Below are 21,923 nucleotides of genomic sequence, written 5' to 3'. Positions count from 1 at the left end.
TGAGGGCGATTGCAAAGCTTTTGGTTCGGGTAACACTACTAATCAATCGTGTAAAGTTCTTTCTCATATACTCAAAGGTTAAGGTGAGCGAAGAGCACGCTATTAGGGTTTCGGTGCTTGTTTTCTGCTACAGAAGGCAATAGGGATCATGCGAAGACTCGAAGGGAGCTTCGGAGGGAGGTGCAGGGCTCTTTCGATAGAGTTACCTGGTATAAAATGAGGCTCTTGCTGGCCCAGAAGGCGCAGATAGCCGGGCATTATCACTTTGGTGGGGGAATGCAGGGCACTGATGAGCCAGATAACGCTGACTCGTATAGACCAATTGTATTAAACAGGATTGGCCCTGACAGACTTTCGGCTAAATTACTCACAGGCTTTACTATTTAGGGTAGGTAATCAGCTTAAGATACCTTCATTAAATATAAAAGTTTCATACTTAAGGTATAATAATAATAAATCTAACTAAATAAAAATCAAAAAATTAAAATAATAATCTAAAAAATTGCATCAACGTGCACCTATTGTTAATTTATGAATTTGAAGAGAATAAGTATTACAGGCCTTTTCTACTCAAACAAGCCTTAATACGAATACTTATATATAGTTTAGCTTAAGTATAAAATTGCACTGCTTTTTGCGAGGATACCCTTGTGATTCGTATGGTTAATTCACTCATAAAAACCTGCACTAACTCTTGAGTCAGTTTCTTTCCGATGCAGATTACATTTGTGAGGAACTCCTCTATACTGTATATTGATAGCTGGTACAAAACATTTTATGAAAAGAAAGACCCATCTCCGCATCCGTAAAACACATCGCTATCTGGGCCTGATTACAGGTATACAGTTTGTGATGTGGACCATCGGCGGCATCTATTTTAGCTTCAGTGACCTGGACGAGATTCATGGTGACCATCAACGCAAATCTGTCAGTATGACTTTAGGGAGTGGGGAGGAACTGGTTTCGCCGGCTGAGGTGATGGCACAATTGCCCGGCACATCCTCTATTACGTCACTCAAGCTGATCGATATCCTAGGGACGCCGCATTACCAGATCGCCTATCATACAGCAAACGACCAAACATCCTATGGGACAGGACATGAGCAGGTGCCGGCACGTATGCAACTTGCTGTCGCGGCAACAGGCGAACTGCGCCCTGCCCTTAATGAACAGGAATCCACAGAACTCGCCCGCCAGAGCTTCGTGGATTCAGTCGCGGTAGCCAAAGTAGAGTACATCACGCAGGAGAATATGAACGGCCACCATGAGTACCGTGGCAGTGCTCTGCCAGCCTGGGCTATCACCATGGAGCACCCTACTCAAACCACCGTGTATGTGGCTGCTGAGCAAGGCGTGGTTACCAAATTCCGGAACAACAAATGGCGCATATTCGACTTCCTCTGGATGCTGCACACCATGGATTATCAGGGTCGCGACAACTTCGGGAATCTGCTGCTGCGGGTGTTTTCTATCGCCGGCATTGTAACCATATTTTCAGGCTTTGCACTCTATTTTGTGAGCAGTGGCGCACGTCGCAACAAATCGTCGGTATCGCATGAACACAGACGATCTGTCAATGGTTAGCCTGCCTTAATCCTCAATAGTTTGTAATAAAAGCCCTGCTCTAAACGGCAGGGCTTTTATTTTTGGAAAAGGCGAGCCAAAAGGGGAAATTGCATAGCTAACCTACTATCACGATCACCCTTAAAACAACCGTACCCATGAAAAAAATCTACGCGCTCGCCACGGCGACACTGGTCTTTCTGAGCCAGTGGACAATGGCGCAGACAGACCTCTCCTACTACCTCCCACAGGATGTGACCTACAACAAAGAGTTTCCTACCCCCAGAGACATCCTGGGCTACAACGTAGGCGAATGGCATGTGAGTCACGACCAACTGACGATGTACATGCGGCAGATGGCGCAGCTTTCCGACCGTATCACCATAGAAGAGTATGCACGTACCCACGAAAACCGCCCGCTATACCTGCTCACCATCACCTCCCCCGAGAACCACAAAAACATCCAACGCATCAAGGAGCAGCATCGTCAGCTGACTGACCCAAATGCATCCGGTAAACTCGACATCAAGAACATGCCGGGCGTGGTGTGGATGGGTTACAGCGTACACGGCAACGAACCAAGTGGCAGCAATGCTTCTTTGCTGGCTGTGTACCACCTGGCCGCTGCGCAGGGACCTGAAATCGATAAGCTGCTCAGCGAAACCGTTATTCTGATCGACCCTTCTATTAACCCGGACGGCCTGAACCGCTTTGCCAGCTGGGTGAATACGCACCGTGGTAAAAACCTGGTGACTGACCCGAACAGCGAGGAGTTTGCCGAGGCCTGGCCACGTGGCCGCACCAACCACTACTGGTTTGACCTGAACCGCGACTGGTTGCCGCTTCAGCACCCGGAGTCAAGAGGTAGGCTGGTGAAGTTCCATGAGTGGAAGCCGAACGTGCTGACCGACCATCATGAGATGGGCACCAACTCCACTTTCTTTTTTCAACCAGGTATACCCAGCCGCAATCACCCGCTCACGCCTGCAAAAAACTACGACCTGACCAAAAAGATTGCCGGCTTCCATGCCAAGGCCCTTGACAAGATTGGTTCTTTCTATTATACAGAAGAGAGTTTCGATGACTTTTACTACGGCAAAGGCTCTACTTACCCGGATGTGAATGGTGCCATCGGTATTCTGTTTGAGCAGGCGAGCTCCAGAGGCCATGCGCAGGAGAGCGTGAACGGTGTACTCTCTTTTCCTTTCACCATCCGCAACCAGTTCACGACTACCCTTTCGACTTTAGAAGCGGTGCAGAACATGCGCGAAGAGCTGCTCACCCATCAGCGTGACTTTTACCGTGATGCCTTGAAAGAGTCCGCTAAGGCACCGTTCGGCGGCTATGTGTTCAGTGCCGAAAAAGATCCGTCCCGTGCTTATCACCTGGCTGAGATCATCCACCAGCACCAGATTGACATCTACCGTCCGAAGGAAAAATTCACGGTCAATAACGTGACCTACACGCCTGAGAATAGCTACATCGTGCCTACTAACCAGCCGCAGTATAAGCTGATCGAAGGTATGTTTGAACGCCGCACTTCGTTCCAGGACAGCTTGTTCTACGACGTATCCGCCTGGACGCTGCCGCTTGCCTTCAACCTGGAGCACGCGAACCTGACCTCCCGACAATTTAAAAGCAATATGCTAGGCCACAAACTCGCCTCCGTTGACTTCCCTACAGGTCAGGTAGTGGGTGGTAACAGCGCCTATGCCTACGCTTTTGAGTGGCACGGTTACTACGCTCCAAAAGCCCTCAACACACTCTTTAATCATGGTTTGCAGGCCAGAGTGACCACTAATAAGTTTACCGCCGAAGGCAAGCAGTTCGACTACGGTACTATCCTTATACCTGTAATGGGCCAGCCGCTGAGTACAGAGCGTATTCACGAATTGATGACGCAGATCGCAAAAGACAACGGCATCACGGTGCACGCCATGAACACCGGATTTACGGAGGGCATCAACCTCGGAAGTCCGGGCATCTATACCTTGCAGCAGCCTAAGGTGGCGATGTTGATCGGAGACGGCGTGAACAGCAACGATGCCGGCGAGGCCTGGCACCTGCTCGACCACCGCTTCGATATCAATACCAGCCTGGTGAATGCTGAGTCTGTGAACCGCATTGACCTGAGCCGCTACAATGTGATCGTGATGGCCGATGGCTCTTATGGCACCATTTCGGAAATCGGGAAAACGAGGCTGCGTACCTGGGTGCAGCAGGGCGGCACGCTGGTAGGTATGGGCAATGCCACCCGCTGGCTAGCCAATAACAAGATCGGCAATTTCAACTTCAAACAAGGTGAGTCTGCTGATACTGCCCGCCTGCCATACGCCAGCATGAGCAACACGACCGGTGCGCAGGTGATAGGCGGTGCCATTTTTGAAGCCAACCTCGACCTGACCCATCCGCTGGGCTATGGCTACTACAACAGCAAATTGCCCGTCTTCCGTGACAATCGCTTGTTCATGGAGCCAAGCAAGAGCCCTTATGCTAACCCAGTGGTGTATACAGCCAATCCGCTGCTGAGCGGCTACATTTCGAAGCCAAACCTGAAGCAGTTGGGCAATACGGCCGCTATTGCAGTATCGGCTTTGGGTGGTGGCAAAGTAATTGGCATGACGGACAACCCGAACTTTCGCGCCTTCTGGTTCGGCACCAACAAGTTGTTCCTCAATAGCATCTTCTTCGGCCAGATCATCAGCGGAGGCTCCGCCCGTGCTGAGGAAGCTGCTCACTAACCAGCTAATTGATTCCTATACCTGGCGCACAAGGTGTACAGATTGCAGGTATAGAATTTAATAGAAAACATCTGATTCAGATATCATAGAACTACTGAGAGTATTAAACTAGAAAGGCCAGCGCATATGCGCTGGCCTTTCTAGTTTGTGAACGATGGACTTGAGTTTTACTTGAAGCGATAACCTAATACGATTTCATGTGAACCTGCACTATGGTGGCGCACAGGCGACACCGTGATGTCGTAGGTATAGCTCAGCTGGAACTGCTCCTGAAACTGCACTCCAACCAGGCCTACAATGGCATCCTGGGTACGGTAAGAGATGCCTCCCCATACCTGATCGTCGTACACTGACTTCTGGCGGCGCTTGCTCATATGGTAGGCAGCTTTCACGTTAAAATCAGCCTGAATTGGAGCCCCCTGCACATACTTGAGCAAAGCTGAAGGCATCAGGCGAACCTTGTCGTGCACATCATAGTTGTACCCACCCGACACAAACAAGTGGCGCGATAGGCGACTCACTTCTTCTCCCCCATCCACTTCATTTATCTTGTTGCCAAGCACCTGAAACAGGGAAATCCCGAAGTAAAAGTCTTCTGAGTGCATGAAAGTACCGAGTGTCAGGTCGGGCATAAAAGCGTCTACACGGCCGTGGTTGGTCACGGGGTCATGCTCGTTGGAGCCGTCTGCCAGACGCACCTTGGCCGGGTCGAAGCGGAACTGCTGGAAACCGGCAGAAAAGCCCGACGACAGGAATATCTTGCGGTTCAAGGGCACATGGTAAGCGTAGGAAGCCAGCGCACCGGTACGGGTGGTTGGGCCTGTCTGGTCGGTATAGACCATACCGCCTGCCCCATGGAAGCCCTGCGCCTTGCGACTGCGCTTCAGGTGCTTGTTGAATAAAGCTCCTTCCCCACTCAGATAAAAGGTTTTGGGAGCTCCCTCAAAGCCAACCCATTGATTGCGATAGCCCATTTTGATGTTTACATCCTTCTCAAACCCAGCTACTGCCGGGTTGAGAATGAAGTAATTGGTCATGTACTGTGAGTAAAGAGCTTTCTGCTGAGCCGATGCGGTGAAGGCGATCAGCAGGAAGCAGAGAATTAATATCTTATTTTTCATAACGGTCTCTTTCTAAAATGGCGAAACTTAACGCATGATGGTCACTGATGTCTTGACAGCCGGCGTATCGTCACCGAACTCGATGATGGCGTAGTAGGTACCATCTGGCAGTCGTTTGCCCTTGTTCGAACCGTCCCACTCTTTGCCATATCCTTTCGATTCGAAAACCGGGCTACCCCAGCGGTTGTAAACCGTTACGCGGCAGTTAGGGTAAGTTTCCGGCAGATTGCGGATCACCCAGGTGTCGTTGATGCCGTCGCCGTTCGGTGTGAAACCGTTCGGGATATCCAGTTCGCCGAGGCTTGTTACATCAAACTCGACTTCTGTGATACAGCCGTTGGCATCGCGTACTTTCAGGAAGTGCTTACCACCGCGCAGGTTCAGGAACTCCGACTCGTTTACAAACTCTGCTCCGTTTAATGAGTAGACGTATGGTGCCGTACCGCCGCTGATCGTGCTCACTTTGGCGCTGCCTGAGTTAGGTTTACCCGGCATACCATCATTCACAGTCATCTCTACCTGCAGGGCAGCCGGTTCTGTAATCTCCACAGCACCCAGCGTAATGGTGCAGGTAGAAGAGAAGCGTGTTACCACCTGGTAAGTACCTTTGGCCAGTCCCGTGAACTCCGGTGTTTTCTGGAAGGTCTTGCCGTTGTCGATGCTGTATTCAGTGCTCGCATCGCCTCCGGTTGCCTCGATCAGGATCGTACCGTTCTTGTCGCCGAAGCAGCTGATATGGCTAACCTGCGCTATTTTGCTGGAGAGACTAACTACTGTTACCGGAACTGAGAAGGTACAACCTTTGGCATCTTTCACGATCAGGGTATAGCTTCCGGCTGCTACGTTCGCCAGTGTGGCTGAAGCAGAGAAGTTAGTACCGTCGAGTGAGTAGGTATAAGGAGCTGTGCCACCGGTTACTTCCGTCACGACAACCTCACCGGCTTTTTCGCCACAAGTGGCAGCAGAAACCGTGAATTTCGCATCGGTCAGCATCGGGCTGTTTTGCAATGTTACCGTCTCGATCAGGATGCAGCCGCTGGCGTCTTTCACCGTTACTTGGTACTCACCTTCGGCCAAGCCAGTAAAGTTTGGCTCAGACACAAAGTTGATTTTGTCGATGCTGTAGGTATAAGGCGCTGCTCCACCCACAATCTCGCTGATGGCAATGCGGCCGTTGCGTTCCCCGCAGCTGGCATCGGTTCCAGTCGCCGTGAAGCTTTCTACACCGCCACTAGACGTTACCGTTTGCTCTACCGTGATGGCACAGCCTTCGGCGTCTTTGATGGTGATGGTATAAGCACCTGCCGCCAGGTTAGCGAAAGTGGCTGAAGTCTGGAAGCTACCACCGTTCAGGCTGTAGGTATAAGGGGCCGTGCCACCGTCTACTTCCGTTACTGTGATCGAACCGTTCGTTTCGCCGCAGGCTGCTTTGTTTGCTGTTAGCGTCGCTTCTTTCGGACCTTTCTGGCCAACTGTCACAGTTGTTACTGCACTGCAGCCATTGGCATCCTTCACCCTCACCTCGTACTCACCCGGAGCCAGCGATGCAAAAGCTGCTGAAGCCTGGAAAGTCGTGCCGTTGATGGAGTAGGTATAAGGCGCTACACCGCCAGTTACCTGGCTTACATTGATCGCTCCGTCATTGGCGTCGCAGGAAGTAGCGGTTGTGTTTGCAGTCAGATCGGAAGGACCAGCTACGTTGCTTACCACTACTTTCTTCTCGATTGTGCAGCCATTGGCGTCTTTAACTGTGATGGTGTGCTCACCAGCTGCTACCGAAACAAATGCCACTTCGCTTTGGAAAGCTCCGCCGTTCAAGCTGTAGGTATAAGGAGCTGTTCCGCCCTTCACGCCGCTTGCCGTGATGCTACCGTTGGCTTCGCCGCAGGTTGCTGTAGAGGCCCTCAGCGCAAACTCAGTCGGACCAGCAATGTTCTCGATCACCACCGCTTTGCTGAAAGTACAGCCGTTGGCGTCTTTGATGTAAACCGTGTGGTTGCCTGCCGCCATACCTGTCAGCTCAGCCGAATTCTGGAAGTCAGATCCATCTTTGCTGTAGGTATAAGGAGCGCGCCCTCCGGTTACTGCACCAATCGTCACGCTGCCGTTGCTGGCACCGCAAGTGGATGCTTTGGTTGTGGTGGCAAATCCTTCCGGACCATCAGTGTTTGTTACAGCAACCGCTTTCGCGAAAGTACAGCCATTCGCATCTTTCACCGTTACCAGGTACTCGCCAGCAGCCAAAGCTGTGAAGCTGGCTGATGTCTGGAAGTTGGAACTGTTGATGCTGTAGGTATAAGGGGCAGTTCCGCCTGCCACGTTGCTGACACTGATCTGTCCGTTGCTATTGCCGCAAGTGGTGTTCTGGGCTGAAGCAGTCAGGTCAGAAGGACCAGCCACATCGCTGATCGTGATCGTCTCAGTGTGTTTACAGTTGTTGGCGTCTTTTACTGTGATGGTGTAAGCTCCTGCCATCAGACCTGAGAAACTGGCTGCGCTTTGGAAAGCGCCACCGTTCAAGCTGTAGGTATAAGGAGCCACACCACCGTCTATTGAGGTAATTCGGATGCTGCCATTGTCACTGCCGCAGGTTGAGCTATTGGTTGAGGCAACAAAGCTACCCGGACCGTCTTTCTCGACTTTTACCGTAGTTGTCGTTTCGCAGCCTTTGGCGTCGCGCACCGTCAGGGTATACTCGCCTGAAGCCAATGCCGTGAAGGCTGTTCCGGACTGGAAAGCACCGCCATTCAGGCTGTAGGTATAAGGAGCCGTACCACCTGTCACCGTGCCCGCTGAGATGCGGCCGTCGTTGTCAGCGCAGGTTGCAGCTTGTGCACTCGCCGCTAATGCAGAAGGTCCTGCTATGTCAGACACCGTGAAGGTTTTGGCAAATGTACATCCGTTGGCGTCTTTTACCGTGATGGTATGGCTTCCGGCAAGAAGACCTGTGAAGGTAGCTCCTGTCTGGAAGGTCGTACCATCGATGGAGTAAGAATAAGCTCCCGTTCCACCTGAAACGTTCGTCACTGTCAGTTCGCCGTTTGCTGCGCCGCAAGTAGATGCCTTAGCAGAAACAGTCAGGTCAGTAGGACCAGCAATGTTGTCTACCACGATCTCTTTACTGAAGGTACAGCCGTTGGCATCCTTCACGGTCACGGTATGTTTGCCGGCCAGCACACCTTCGAAAGCAGTGCCTTGCTGGAAGTTAGTACCGTCGATGCTGTAGGTATAACCACCTGCCACACCAGTTACACCTGTCACGTTGATCGTGCCGTTAGCGCTGCCGCAGGTAGAGGCTGTGCTAGCCAGGATCATATCGCTTGGACCAGGCACATCTTCTATTGTCAAGACTTTAGCAATTGTACAGCCATTGGCATCTTTCACCGTAATCGTGCGCTCGCCTGCCAGTAGTCCGGTCAGGGTAGCCGATTCCTGGAAGTTCACGCCGTCTTTGCTGTAGGTATAAGGCGCTGTGCCTTCTGTTACGTCACCCACTGTTACAGTTCCGTTCGCACGTCCGCAGCTCGAAGACTGGGCAGAAGCTACAAAGTCAGACGGACCCGGGATGTTCTCCAGCGTTACCGCCTGCGTATAGGTACAGCCGTTGGCATCCTTCACCGTCACCTGGTAGGCGCCGGCAGCCAGCGAGGCAAAAGTAGTTGCGCTCTGGAAGTTCGTGCCGTCGATGCTGTAGGTATAAGGAGCCGTGCCGCCGGTCACGCCATTGATGGCGAATGAAGCGTTTGCATCACCGCAGGTACTTGCTTTTGGTGCGATAGCCAGTCCAGATGGACCCGCTATGTCGCTTACCTGTACCTGTGCAGCGTAGGTACAGCCTTTGGCATCCTTCACCGTGATGGTATGCGTTCCGGCCACAAAACCAGTCAGCGTAGCCGAAGTCTGGAAAGTTGTGCCATCCTTGCTATAGGTATAAGGAGCGAACCCACCAGTTACTTCACCCACTGTGATCGTGCCGTTGTTGCTACCGCAGGTAGTGGCAGTGGTGGTGGAGGCAAAAGTCGTTGGGATGTTTTTGGTTACAGTAACTGTTCTGGTTACTGTACATCCGTTGGCATCTTTCACCGTTAAGGTATACTCTCCAGAAGCCAGTCCTGTAAAGGCTGTTGTGCTTTGGAAAGTCGTACCGTTGATGCTATAGGTATAAGGAGCTGTGCCACCAATAACTGTGCCGGCTGTGATCGAGCCATCGTTATCGGCGCAGCTTGCCGCTCCTGACGTTGCCGCCACTGCTGTTGGTCCGCCAGTGTTAATTACGTTAAAAGCTTTCTCGAAAGTACAGCCGTTAGCGTCGCGCACGGTGATGGTGTGCGAACCCGCTCCAAATCCGGTGAGCGTCAGTTCAGACTGGAAGTTCACACCGTCTTTGCTGTACTGGTAAGGAGCCGTTCCGCCCGTTGTGCCTGTGATGGTCAGTTCGCCGTTTGCCGCGCCGCAGGTAGAAGCTTTGGCAGTGGCTACCAGATCAGAAGGACCAGCAATATCATTCACGGTGATTTCTCTGCTCAAGGTACAGCCATTGGCATCTTTTACCGTCACGGTATACTTCCCTGCCAACACCGACTCAAAGCGAGTTCCGGCCTGATAAGTGGTACCGTTGATCGAGTAGGTATAAGGAGCTGTTCCACCGGTCACGCCATTCACGATTACCACACCGTTGGCACTGCCGCAGGTAGAGGCCGTGCTGGCCAGTGTCAGTTCGCTTGGTCCAGGGATGTCAGTTACTTCGATGGTCTTGGCAACCAAGCAACCGTTGGCGTCTTTCACGGTGATGGTGTACTCTCCTGCTGCCAGCGAACCAAAGTTGGCTGAAGTCTGGAAGTTAGTACCATTCTTGCTATAGGTATAAGGAGCCGTGCCGCCTACCACATTGCTGACGCTGATGCTCGCGTTGCTGTTACCGCAAGTAGAAGAAGCGCCAGCCAGTGTGAAGTCAGATGGTCCGGCGATGTCCTGTACTTCTACTGTTACCGTACCGATACAGCCATTGGCGTCTTTCACTGAAACCGCGTACTCCCCTGCAATTACATTGGCAAAAGTAGTCGTGCTCTGGAAAGTCGTACCATTGATGCTGTAGGTATAAGGAGCCACGCCGCCAGTTACTGCTCCCACCAAAATGTTGCCGTTGCTGGCACCGCAGGTAGTGGCTTTGGTCGAGGCTGTGAACTGTGGACCTGCCACGTTCTCCAGCGTAACCGACTTGGTGAATGTACAGCCTTTCGCGTCGCGTACTGTAATACGGTGAGCACCTGCTGCCAGTCCGGTGAAAGTGGTGCCTGATTGGAAGCTGCCGTTGTTGATGCTATAGGTATAGGTACCCGTACCACCCGTAACCGTGCCCACTGTGATGCTACCGTCACTGCGACCGCAGGTAGATGGCACTGTCGTGTGAGCAACGTTAGTTGGCACGTTCTCGCCTACCGTCACTCTGCGTGTCACGATACAGCCATTGGCGTCTTTCGCTGTCAAGGTATAGCTTCCGGAAGCTAGTCCTGTAAAGGCTGTTGTGCTCTGGAAGTTTGTGCCGTTGATGCTGTAGGTATAAGGAGCTGTGCCACCCGTTACCGTTCCAGCGGTGATCAAGCCGTCGTTGTCGTTACAGCTGGCTGGCGCAGTCGAAGCTGCCACTGCCGTTGGACCGCTGATATTGGCTACCGTAACTGACTTGGTGAAAGTACAGCCATTGGCATCTTTCACTGTGATGGTGTGCGTGCCCGCTGCAAAACCTGTCAGGGTTGTTTCAGCCTGGAAGTTCACCCCGTCCTTGCTATAGGTGTATCCTGAAGTTCCGCCTGTCACACCTGTTACTGTAATCTCACCGTTGCTGGTGCCACAGGTAGTCGCTTTGGTTGTGGCAGTCAGGTCAGTTGGTCCGGCGATATCTTCTACTACAATCGCTTTGCTGAACGTACAGCCGTTGGCGTCTTTTACCGTGATGGTATAAGTGCCCGCCAGCACGGTTCCGAAAGAAGCTGTAGCCTGGAAGTTGGTGCCGTCTATACTATAAGTATAAGGAGCCGTGCCGCCCGCCACATTGTTCACAGAAACAGAGCCGTTCGCGCTGCCACAGGTAGAGGCTTTCGAAGCAAGCGCCAGGTCTGATGGACCGGCGATGTCGGTCACTTCCACCTCGCGGGTAGCTGTACAGCCGTTGGCATCTTTCACTGCAATCGTGTAAGTACCAGCCAACAGATTTGTAAAGCTTGTGCCACTCTGGAAAGTCGTGCCGTTGATGCTGTAGGTATAAGGGGTCGTACCGCCGTTTACCTCGCTCACACTGATGCGTCCGTTGCTGGCGCCGCAGGTAGAGGCCTGGGCTGTTGCCGTAAAGTTTGGACCGGCAATGTTACTTACTACCACATCTTTGGCAAAGGTACAGCCGCTGGCATCACGCACCGAGATGCTGTAGGTGCCTTCCGCCAGGCCAGTAAATGTAGTCGAAGTCTGGAAAGTGCCACCGTTGATGCTGTAAGCATAAGGCTCTACGCCACCGCTTACATTCGTCACCGTCAGCTGACCGTTCGGGTTACCGCAAGTCGATGAGTTGGTAGAGGCAGTCAGGTTAGATGGTCCGGCCACATCGCTCACTGTTACCTGACGCGCGATGATACAGCCTTTCGCATCCTTCACCGTGATAGTATGCGTGCCGGCTACAAAGCCTGTGAGGGTAGTGCCCGTCTGGAAGGTAGTGCCGTCCTTGCTATAAGTATAAGGAGTGAAACCGCCTGTTACCGCTCCTACTGTAATCGTACCGTTGTTGCTTCCGCAGGTAGACGATACCGAGGTAGTGGCAAATGTGGTTGGGATGTTCTTGTTGATCGTAACTGCTCTAGTCACAATACAGCCGTTAGCATCTTTCGCCGTCAAGGTATAGTTACCAGAAGCCAGGCCGGTGAAAGCCGTTTCGCTCTGGAAGATCGTACCGTTAATTGAGTAGGTATAAGGAGCCGTACCACCTGTAACTGCACCGGCCGTGATGGAACCATCGTTATTGGCGCAGCTGGCCGCAGCTGAAGTAGCAGCCACTGCTGTAGGACCGGCAACGTTGGTCAGCGTAAATGACTTAGCAAACGTACAGCCATTAGCATCTTTTACCGTAATGCTGTGGGCACCTGCTGCCAAACCTGTGAAAGTAGCCGATGTTTGGAAGTTCACACCGTCTTTGCTATAGGTATAGCTTGTGGTGTTGCCCGTCACGCCAGTCACTGTGATTTCACCGTTCGCCGCGCCGCAGGTGGTTGCTTTCAGCGTGGCCGTGAAATCCGTAGGGCCGGCAATGTTGGTAACAGCTATCTGTTTCGCAACAGTACAGCCGTTTTTGTCTTTTACGGTGATGGTGTACGTGCCTTCTGCCAAAGCTCCGAAAGTAGCAGAGGCCTGAAAGTTCACCCCGTCCTTGCTGTAGGTATAGCCGGAAGTACCACCCGTTACAGCACCTACTACGATGGAGCCATTGCTTCCACCGCAAGTAGCGGTATTCGCTGTCAGCACAAAATCTGTTGGTCCGGCTACGTCTTCTACCACCACATCTTTCGCGAAAGTACAACCCTTCGCATCCTTCACGGTGATGTTGTAAGTACCCGCTCCCAGCGACCCGAAGGTGTTTGATGTCTGGAAGACGCCGCCATTGATGCTGTAGGTATAGCCTGACGTTCCGCCCACAACAGCCGTTACCCGGATGCTGCCGTTGTTGCGGCCGCAAGAGGTAGCTGTTACCGCTGGCGTAAAGTCAGACGGGCCCGCCACATCCGATACTACCACTGCTTCTGTATAAGTACAGCCATTGGCGTCTTTCACGGTTACGTTATATGTTCTGGCAGCCAGTGCCGTGAAAGTAGCCGAAGCCTGGAAGTTAGTGCCGTCTATACTATAGGTATAACCTTCTTTTCCACCGGTTACACCTGTTACCGTCAGTGCCCCATTCGGATTGCCGCAGCTCGATGACGTTGCAGTCGCCACCAGGTCAGTAGGACCTGCTTCGTTACTAACCGCTACCTGGCGCGACACCACACAGCCTTTGTTGTCACGCACCCAAATCGTGTGGGTAGTAGAGGAGAAGCCAGTAAGAGTAGCATTATTGCTGAAGTTCTGACCGTCCTTGCTATACTGGTATGGACTAGTGCCGCCTGTTACCGTACCCACCGTGATCGTACCGTTGCTGTTGCCGCAGGTAGATGGATTAGTGGTGAAGGCAAAGTCTGTCGGCACGTCCGTACCCACCGTCACCGAGAGGGTCACGGTACAGCCATTGGCATCCTTCGCTGTTACGGTGTAAGGTCCTGCAGCAAGTCCGCTAAACACCTTACCAGCCTGGAAAGTAGTGCCGTTGATGGAGTAAGTCATGGTGCCGGTACCGCCTGTCACGGATCCTACCGTAATAGTACCGTCGTTGTTGCGGCAGCTGGCAGCCTGTGCAGTAGCCGTTACCGCCGTTGGACCGGCCACGTTGGTGAGTGTGAAGGTTCTGGAGAAACGGCAGTTGTTTTCGTCTCTAACGGTGATGGTATGGGTGCCTATAGCCAGGCCAGAGAAAACAGCTGAGTTCTGGAAGTTCACACCGTCGCGGCTGTAGGTATAGGTACCCGCTCCGCCGGTCACGCCCGTTACCGTGATCTGGCCATTTGCAGCACCGCAGGTAGTATTAGCCACAGTGGCAGCAAAGTTGCCAGGGCCTGCCACATCGCCTACTGTTACTTCTTTTGAGAACGTACAGCCGTTAGCGTCTTTTACCGTGATGCTATACTTATTAGCACGCAAACCGGAAAAGACATTTGAGTTCTGGAAGCTGCCGCCGTTGATGGCATATGTCTTGGTGCCCGTTCCACCGGTTACAGTTCCTACCGTGATGCTACCGTTTGTGCCACTGCAGGTAGAGGATGCTGCTGTGAAAGCAAAATCAGATGGACCTGGTACGTTGGTGATGGCGATTTGCTTGGAGAAAGTACAGCCACGCGCATCCTGCACCGTGATGGTATAGGTTCCCGCTGCAAAGCCAGTCAGCGTCGCATCATCCTGAAACGTAGTGCCGTTTCTGCTATACTTATAAGGTGACACACCGCCCACAATATTGCTCACCAGTACGCTACCATTCGGGTTGCCGCAAGTGCCTGCAGTCGGCGTGAGCGTGAAGTCTGTTGGCATCACCTGCTCTACTCGTACTGAAGTAGTTACAGTACAGCCATTGGTATCACGGGCCGTTAAGGTATAGTTTCCGGAAGCCAGGCCTGTAAAAGTAGTGCCTGCCTGGAACGTAGTACCGTTGATGGAGTACTCCTGCGTGCCTGTGCCGCCTGTTACAGCGCCTGCTGTAATGGTACCGTCGTTGTTGCGGCAGCTGGCGGAGGTGGAAGTAGCCGCTACCGCTGTTGGGCCAGCCACGTTCGTCACCGTCACAGACTTAGAGAAAGTACAGCCGTTGGCATCACGCACCGCTATAGTATAGGTGTTGGCGGCCAAACCAGTAAAGGTGCCAGTTGACTGATAATCGCCACCATTAATAGAGTAAGTAAAGGTTCTGTTTCCGGTAGAGACAACATTGCTCACAATAATCTGGCCATTGGCGTTGCCGCAGGTAGAGGCTGTTGGCGTTGCTGTGAAGTTCGTCGGTCCAGGTATGTTGCTTACAGTTACTGACTTGCTGAACACACAGCCTTTCGAATCTCTTACCCACACCGTGTGTGTGCCGGCGGCAAAGCCAGTAAGGACATTAGATGACTGGTAGGTTTGGCCATTCTTACTGTACTCCAATTCGCCTACACCTCCTACTACACCGGAGATCGTTACAGTACCGTTCGGATTGCCGCAGGTAGAGGAAGCTGGTGTAGCTGTAAAGTTGGTGATGGAAGCCTGCGTCACTGTTACCGAAGTGGTTACGGTACAGCCATTGGCATCCTTTGCCGTCAGGATATAGTCGCCGGAGGTGAGGCCCGTGAAGGTAGTACCTGCCTGGAAATTGGCACCGTTGATGGAGTAGGTTTTGGTTCCTGTGCCACCCGTTACTTCACCTGCTGTGATCGAGCCGTCGTTGTTGCGGCAACTGGCAGGATTTGACGTGGCCGCAACTGCAGTTGGTCCAGGGGTATTGGTCAGCGTGAAGGATTTGGCAACTGTACAGCCGTTGGCATCGCGCACCGTAATGGTGTGGTTGCCCACTGCAAGTCCTGTAAAGGTATTGCTCGTCTGGAAGTTCGTTCCGTCCTTGCTGTAGGTATAGTTGGCCGTTCCGCCTGTCACATTATTGACAATGATCTGCCCATTGGCATTACCGCAAGTAGTATTGGTTGGTGTGGCCGTAAAGTCAGACGGACCTGTCACCTGTGTAATCGTGAAGTCTTTCAGGATAGAACACCCTTTGGCATCCGTTACCGTCACTGAATAAGTGCCGGCTGCTTTGTTCGCTATGGAAGCAGTGGTTTCGCCGGAGCTCCAAACATAGTTCAGGGGACCTTGTGCGCCTGTTACGATGGCCGTGATCGTACCCAGCGTACCGTTACATATAACAGGTGTCCCTGTCAGTTCCATTTCCATCTTATAGAAGGAAATCACCACTTCGTCATATACCGGACCACAGTTCCCGTTTCCGGTCGACTCTAAGGTAAGTGTTACCGAACCTGCATTTAACTCGGCAGTTGTTGGGGAATAAGTTGCATTCAGGTTGGTTCTGCTCGAGAAGGTTCCAGCCCCGCCTACCCAGCGGCCTCCGGTAGCGGCCGTCACCGTACCTGCCAGTTGCACCGTGCTGCCCGCACATACCAGTTGGTCAGGGCCAGCGTTGGCAGTGAGATTACTTACCACATCGATGGTGGACGAGAACTCTTCGCAGTTTTGCGCGTTGTTCGGAATCACCGAAAATTTGTACGTGCCGACAGCAGTAGCCGTGTAGTTGATACCTGTTCCTACTTGTGTGCCGGCGGCATTTGTCCAGCGGTAGGTAAAACCAGCATCCTGGTTACCGCCTGTTACGTTGCCACGCAGCACCACCCCACCTCCTCCGGGACAAATAATGGCCGGTGTCGGGGCAACCGTGACGACAGGCTTAGGGTAGAAAAAGACGCGGATATCATCATAGTAAAGATTATCTGAGCACGAGCTCTGATAAGCAGTACCCCTGGCACGGTAGTCCACATAAGCTGGGGCGTTATCATCGCCTGTCACTACCGCCTCTTTTTTACCATTCGGGAAACTCAGGTATTTTAGATAGGCTCCGTTCCCTGTCAGATCTTCCCATACAATGCTTTCTTCATTAAAAGTCTCAGGCGCTCTCAGGATGTCTGAGCAACCTGAAGTGAGAGACACATCAGATTGGGGCACAAAGGCGGCAATAGACTTAATCGTATAGCTGTTCGCATTGTTACCTGGCTTACAGAAAGTGATCGTAAAGATACCTGAATTGGGAGCACAGACTTCATCACCCACCCTCACCTTGGGGCCGCAATTTATCGTATAATCCATCCCACCAGATCCACCATCAACTGTCACCACGATCTGTCCGGCCCTGGCATCCAGTATCACATTAAACTGAATACAGTTATTATCTGCACACACACTACCATTCCTGCTCGTTGGTGGTGATGTCCAATCCCCATTGGGGTTGCCGCGAAGATCCACATCAAAAGTCGGAACAGTAGAGATCACAACTGCAATAGTAGCTGTACTGGTACAGCCGTTTGTGGTAACAGTCAGGCGATAAGTGCCGGCATCTGTGGTGCGCATGTTCGCGCGGGTTGGCTCTCTCAGGCTGGAAGTAAATCCGTTAGGGCCTGTCCATGAGTAGGTGGCGCCAGGTATTTCCGTAGCAGAAAGGTAAAGCGTGCCTCCCACACTCGGGCTACTGGCCGTGAGCTCAGGCAATGCTGGCCTGGCGTTAATGATGATGTCGGTGCCGTTGTCAGCGCCCGCTCTGCGGGCGCCCACTGAGAACACGCGGATTCTGTACCTGTTACCGGCTGGCGTGTCAGCAGGTATAGTGGCTGTGATGGATCCTGTGTTGTTACTGATCGAACCGATAGCGGTAGGATTTGCGAAGCTGCCGCTGGCATCCGACAGTTCTGCTCTATACCCATTGCCCAGGGACCTGGAAGTAGCATAGCTTACGGTGATCGCTTGGCCGGGGCAGTAAGCACCAGCTGTCACGCTGGTTGTTCTCAGAAGTGGAATAAGTTGGGAAATAAACGTCTCTTCTCCTCCTTTATTCGGTATGACGATGCCACCGAAGTTGGTTGTATTGCCCTGGAAATAGCCTGTTACGTACATATTTCGGGCCGCATCGGAGGTAATGCCAAAGCCACGGTCGTCCAGAGCGCTGCCCGCACCGATGCCCCATACCGGGTTGCCATCACTGCTATACTGCGCTGCAAATATGTCGAGTGCCCCAACTGAGTTTGGAAGGGGTCCGCCAATGGAAATATTGTTTCCCGAGTAGCTGCCCGTCAGGTACAGATGTCCGTCCTTATCAACATGCAGATCGTGCAGTTCCTCTGTACCACCCCCTCCTGCTTTGGTGGCCCATAGAGCGGTGCCGCTGCTGTTGTATTTGGCCAGAAAGATGTCCTGACTTCCACTATTTGGAATGCTGATGCCTGTACCGAAAGTTGGGGCTCCATTAAAGTGACCTCCCAGGTACAGGTTGCCCGCTGCATCAATACCTAAACCATTTACACGGTCTCTGTTATTACTGCCGGCTCTTCCGGCCCATTTTGGAATACCGCCGCTGGTATAGGCTGCCAGAAAAATGTCCTGATTACCGCCGTGCGTAAGCGTTGTGATGCCAAATGTGAAGTTTCCGTTGAAGTTGCCCGCCACATACACCTCGCCGTTGGCGTCTATAGCAATGCCCCTGCCTTCGTCGGCAGCAGCACCGCCTAGCTTCTGTGCCCAAACAAAGACACCGCTTGGGTTGAGCATCGCCACAAAGCCATCAGTATTGCCAGAGCTCACAAGACTGGTAATGCCAAAATTACCAGTGCCTGAGAAGCTGCCTGTTATGTAGCTATTACCGGATGCATCTACTGTTATACCTGTGCCCTTGTCGGCACCAGCACCACCGGCTTTGGTAGCCCACTGCACTGTACCGCTTGTGTTATACTTGACAATAACAACGTCGCTGGAGCCGCTGCTTGTCAGGGAGCTACCTAAGGTAGCGGAGCCCGTAAAGGAAGTGACTACATAGCTGTTCCCGGCGGCGTCTGTTTTCAGGCTCCCCTCGTCTGTTATGTTGGTATCGGATATTTTCCGGGCCCACAAAAAGGCTCCCGTGCTGCTATACTTGGTTAAATAGGTACCAATGCTTGTCGTAGTAAGTGATGCAGAACCAAACAGGGCAGATGGCGCGGAAAAATGCCCCAGCGTATACACATTGCCGGCTCCGTCAATCTGAATAGCGCGGCCATGGTCATGGGAGGTTCCACCTACTGTTTGAACCCACTTTATATCCCGCTCTTGGGCAAATGTTGACATGCTGCCACAGATATATAGGACAGCTACTAGAATAAACTGTAGAAGTTTGTTCATATAATAATAAATGAAGTACAAATAGAATTTCTGACCAGCTTGTAAGGAAAGCTGAAGCACAAGTCTAACAGGAAGCTACAGCCTGTAGCATCTCAGTTAATTGCCAGTAAGAGAAAAAGAGGAAGTAGAGTTTATCTTCATATAGTAGTGGTTAGCGTTAACGATGGTGTTTTCATATGATGTACAGGGTTATAGTTCACTGGTTTTGGACACTTAATTTTATATTACTATTTTCCACTTGGCTAAACTTTACAAATACTGTATAAACCAGCATGAAATTAGTACAATTTTTATCAATAACTGTTAAGTAAAAACGGGCTTTTCAATTCGGATTCAGCAACTTAATAAATTGCCAGAACTTTCAACTTGTAAATAAAGCAAAAATAAATTTTTTAAAACAATACTAAATAGCAATTCCTAAATATTTAAAAGGTACAAATCATAAATTGCAATTTTCTTATTTAAATGTTAACATATTTTGCTTAAATTATAATATCGCTGCTTCGTAAAACCTACCACAAAACATTACCTTTGTACATCTCTCACTTAAGCTAGATTTGATATGAGCGCCAAGAGCTTTGAGCTATTACTCCAGACTGCCTTTGCACCAGAAACTCCCCAGGTTTTTGAGAGCCCTTCTACTGCCGTATATCAGCAGTTGGAACAGGCCCTGAGGCAGTCCCGCCTCGGTAAAGGGGATAAAATATCAGAGGAAGTGGGCTTTCGGTTTGAGCGCCTGCGGCTAGGGATTGCTATCGCACTGATTAAAGCCTATGCTCGCCTGGCCGACAATGAAGGAGCCAAGGATGTGCTTGGTTTATTGCTGGAAGCAGTCAAGGCCAAAAATACGCGTGAAATCGACAAGATCATCCAAAAGAAGATCGGGTTGTTTGACAATCTGTACCACGAAATTTTTGTCAACGAGCAGCGAGAGCACCTGCTGGCCCTGTTTGAACAGACCCTGGATGCCGCTTCAAAAGAGGAGCTGGATGACCTGATACTGGAAGGGCTGGAAGCGTTGCAGGAAATCGACTTTGATGCCCCTCAACCTGACGAGGACGAGCCGCTCGATGAGGACTTCCTGAAAAGCATTCAGTAATTTCGCGCCTCATCGGGTCAATGGAAATAACCCTTACTACCCCTGCCCTGCTGTTTCCGGCTATCTCGCTGCTGTTGCTGGCTTATACCAACCGCTTTATGGCGCTAGCCAATTTGATACGAAGCCTGAAAAACCGCTATGCCTCCACACAGAGCCGATTAGTGTACAGCCAGATGGAGAACCTGCGTATTCGCTTGGTCCTTATCCGCAACATGCAAGGCTTTGGGATTGCCAGTATGTTTGGCTGCGTTTTCTGTATGTTTATCCTCTTTGCAGGGTATAGCACAGTAGGCAAGTATACCTTCGGCCTCAGTCTCTTGCTTCTGATGATCTCGCTGGCACTGGCGCTGCGTGAGATTCAGATATCGGTAAAGGCGCTGGAACTGGAGCTGGATGATTTGGAAGAAACTTCGGTTCAGTAAGCTCTTTCCTCCAAAAACCCGCTACATCTACTCTTCCCTAAGGCCGGCCATACCACTGGATACCGATCTTGATCCAGCTCTTATACCCGCTGCACACAAACAAGGTATCTGCTCAGAACCAGCGTAATTTTTTAACGGATTGAGTACCTTTGCCCTTCATGAGTTGCGAGCATAAAATCAAGAGACTAACGTTTCGCGACCCTTAATTTCAAACTCAAAATGCATACCAACCCGAAAAATCTGGCTATCAAGGATTTTGTGTACGAGCTGCCGGATGAGCGTATTGCCAAATTTCCGCTGCCTGAGCGCGACCATTCCAAGCTGCTCTGTTACAAGCAACAACGTATTGCCGACCATACCTTTAAGGACTTGCCGGAACTGTTACCAGCGGGCAGTCTGCTGGTGTTTAACAACACCAAAGTGGTGCAGGCGAGGTTGATTTTTAGCAAACCAACCGGTGGCGCGATAGAGATTTTCTGCCTGGAGCCCGTAAAACCGCACCGCGAAGTGCAACTGGCCATGCAGCAAACCCGCAGTTGCACGTGGAAATGTTTGGTTGGCAACAATAAGCGTTGGAAGGAAGGCCCGCTGAAGCTATTTTTTGAAGGGGGCGTGGTAACAGCCGAGCGCGATGCACAGCAGGAAGGGCACTTTCTGATCCGCTTCACATGGACGCCTGCTGAACTGACCTTTGCCGAAGTGCTGGAACGCTGTGGCCGCTTGCCCCTGCCCCCTTACCTCAACCGCGGACTTACCCCTGAGGACCGTATCCGCTACCAGACCATTTATGCCCGCAACGAAGGTGCAGTGGCTGCCCCTACTGCCGGACTGCACTTTACCGGCAATGTAATGGAGCAACTGCAAGTTAAAGGGATAGAAAGCACTTACCTGACCCTGCACGTGGGCGCTGGCACATTTAAACCGGTAAAGGCCGACACCATGGAGGCCCACCAGATGCACGCCGAGCAGTTGATGGTTTCAAAGCAGGTGGTAGCGCAGTTACTCAGGCATTTAGGCAAGCCGCTGATACCTGTCGGCACGACTTCGATGCGCAGCCTGGAAAGCTTGTATTGGCTGGGCACTTTGCTATTGCAGCAGCCAGACTTAATACCCGAGGAACTGCATGTCACACAGTGGCTGCCTTACGAAACCAGCACGCCTCCTGCCGCTGTGGAAGCGCTGCAGACTTTGCTCGACTACATGGAGCGGCACCACACGGAGCATCTGCATGCCAGCACGCAGATCATCATCGCGCCAGGCTATACCTTTCAGGTATGCAACGGACTTGTCACCAACTTCCACCAGCCCGAGAGTACACTCTTGTTGCTGGTCGCTGCCCTTATCGGCGAGGACTGGAAACAGGTATACCGCCATGCGCTGGACAATGATTACCGCTTCCTAAGCTACGGCGATAGCTCGCTTTTGCTACCGTAGAAACGCTGTGAGCGCA

At 51.8% G+C, this 21,923-nt stretch carries 7 protein-coding genes; 5 read left to right on the top strand and 2 right to left on the bottom strand.

The window, feature by feature from the left end; genetic code table 11:
- Positions 1 to 777: 777 nt before the first annotated feature.
- A complete protein-coding gene (locus K3G39_RS08045; protein WP_220625673.1) occupies positions 778 to 1,584 on the top strand; it encodes a PepSY domain-containing protein in 807 nt (268 codons plus the stop codon).
- A 137-nt stretch (positions 1,585 to 1,721) separates the two neighbouring features.
- Complete coding sequence (locus K3G39_RS08040; protein WP_220625672.1) at positions 1,722 to 4,304, top strand: M14 family metallopeptidase; 2,583 nt, start codon at positions 1,722 to 1,724, stop codon at positions 4,302 to 4,304.
- Between the two features lie 167 nt (positions 4,305 to 4,471).
- On the opposite strand, the gene K3G39_RS08035 is transcribed toward K3G39_RS08040, so the two are convergent.
- Positions 4,472 to 5,425 carry a type IX secretion system membrane protein PorP/SprF gene (locus tag K3G39_RS08035; protein ID WP_220625671.1) on the bottom strand — a complete coding sequence of 318 codons (954 nt, stop codon included), beginning with the start codon at positions 5,423 to 5,425 and terminating at the stop codon, positions 4,472 to 4,474.
- 27 nt (positions 5,426 to 5,452) lie between these two features.
- Positions 5,453 to 18,898, bottom strand: coding sequence for a gliding motility-associated C-terminal domain-containing protein (locus K3G39_RS08030; RefSeq protein ID WP_220625670.1), 13,446 nt, complete (start codon positions 18,896 to 18,898; stop codon positions 5,453 to 5,455).
- A gap of 616 nt (positions 18,899 to 19,514) precedes the next feature.
- On the opposite strand from K3G39_RS08030, the gene K3G39_RS08025 reads away from it, so the two are divergent.
- The 3 genes from K3G39_RS08025 (at position 19,515) to K3G39_RS08015 (ending at position 21,907) form a co-directional block, all read left to right on the top strand.
- A complete protein-coding gene (locus K3G39_RS08025; protein ID WP_220625669.1) occupies positions 19,515 to 20,051 on the top strand; it encodes a hypothetical protein in 537 nt (178 codons plus the stop codon).
- A 20-nt stretch (positions 20,052 to 20,071) separates the two neighbouring features.
- Complete coding sequence (locus K3G39_RS08020) at positions 20,072 to 20,473, top strand: DUF2721 domain-containing protein (protein ID WP_220625668.1); 402 nt, start codon at positions 20,072 to 20,074, stop codon at positions 20,471 to 20,473.
- Between the two features lie 219 nt (positions 20,474 to 20,692).
- On the top strand, positions 20,693 to 21,907 hold the full coding sequence (locus K3G39_RS08015; protein WP_220625667.1) for an S-adenosylmethionine:tRNA ribosyltransferase-isomerase: 1,215 nt from the start codon (positions 20,693 to 20,695) through the stop codon (positions 21,905 to 21,907).
- The last annotated feature ends 16 nt before the right edge of the window (positions 21,908 to 21,923 follow it).

This window comes from Pontibacter sp. HSC-14F20, assembly GCF_019599265.1.
GTDB lineage: Bacteria > Bacteroidota > Bacteroidia > Cytophagales > Hymenobacteraceae > Pontibacter.
Note: the sequence above shows the minus strand (reverse complement) of the source record. Positions and strands in the feature narration are given on the sequence as shown.

Bases quoted from the DNA above. Each gene is read 5' to 3' on its own strand.
- K3G39_RS08020 (WP_220625668.1), top strand. From the start codon at position 20,072: ATGGAAATAACCCTTACTACCCCTGCCCTGCTGTTTCCGGCTATCTCG.
- K3G39_RS08045 (WP_220625673.1), top strand. From the start codon at position 778: ATGAAAAGAAAGACCCATCTCCGCATCCGTAAAACACATCGCTATCTG.
- K3G39_RS08030 (WP_220625670.1), bottom strand. From the start codon at position 18,898: ATGTCAACATTTGCCCAAGAGCGGGATATAAAGTGGGTTCAAACAGTA.
- K3G39_RS08035 (WP_220625671.1), bottom strand. From the start codon at position 5,425: ATGAAAAATAAGATATTAATTCTCTGCTTCCTGCTGATCGCCTTCACC.
- K3G39_RS08025 (WP_220625669.1), top strand. From the start codon at position 19,515: ATGAGCGCCAAGAGCTTTGAGCTATTACTCCAGACTGCCTTTGCACCA.
- K3G39_RS08015 (WP_220625667.1), top strand. From the start codon at position 20,693: ATGCATACCAACCCGAAAAATCTGGCTATCAAGGATTTTGTGTACGAG.
- K3G39_RS08040 (WP_220625672.1), top strand. From the start codon at position 1,722: ATGAAAAAAATCTACGCGCTCGCCACGGCGACACTGGTCTTTCTGAGC.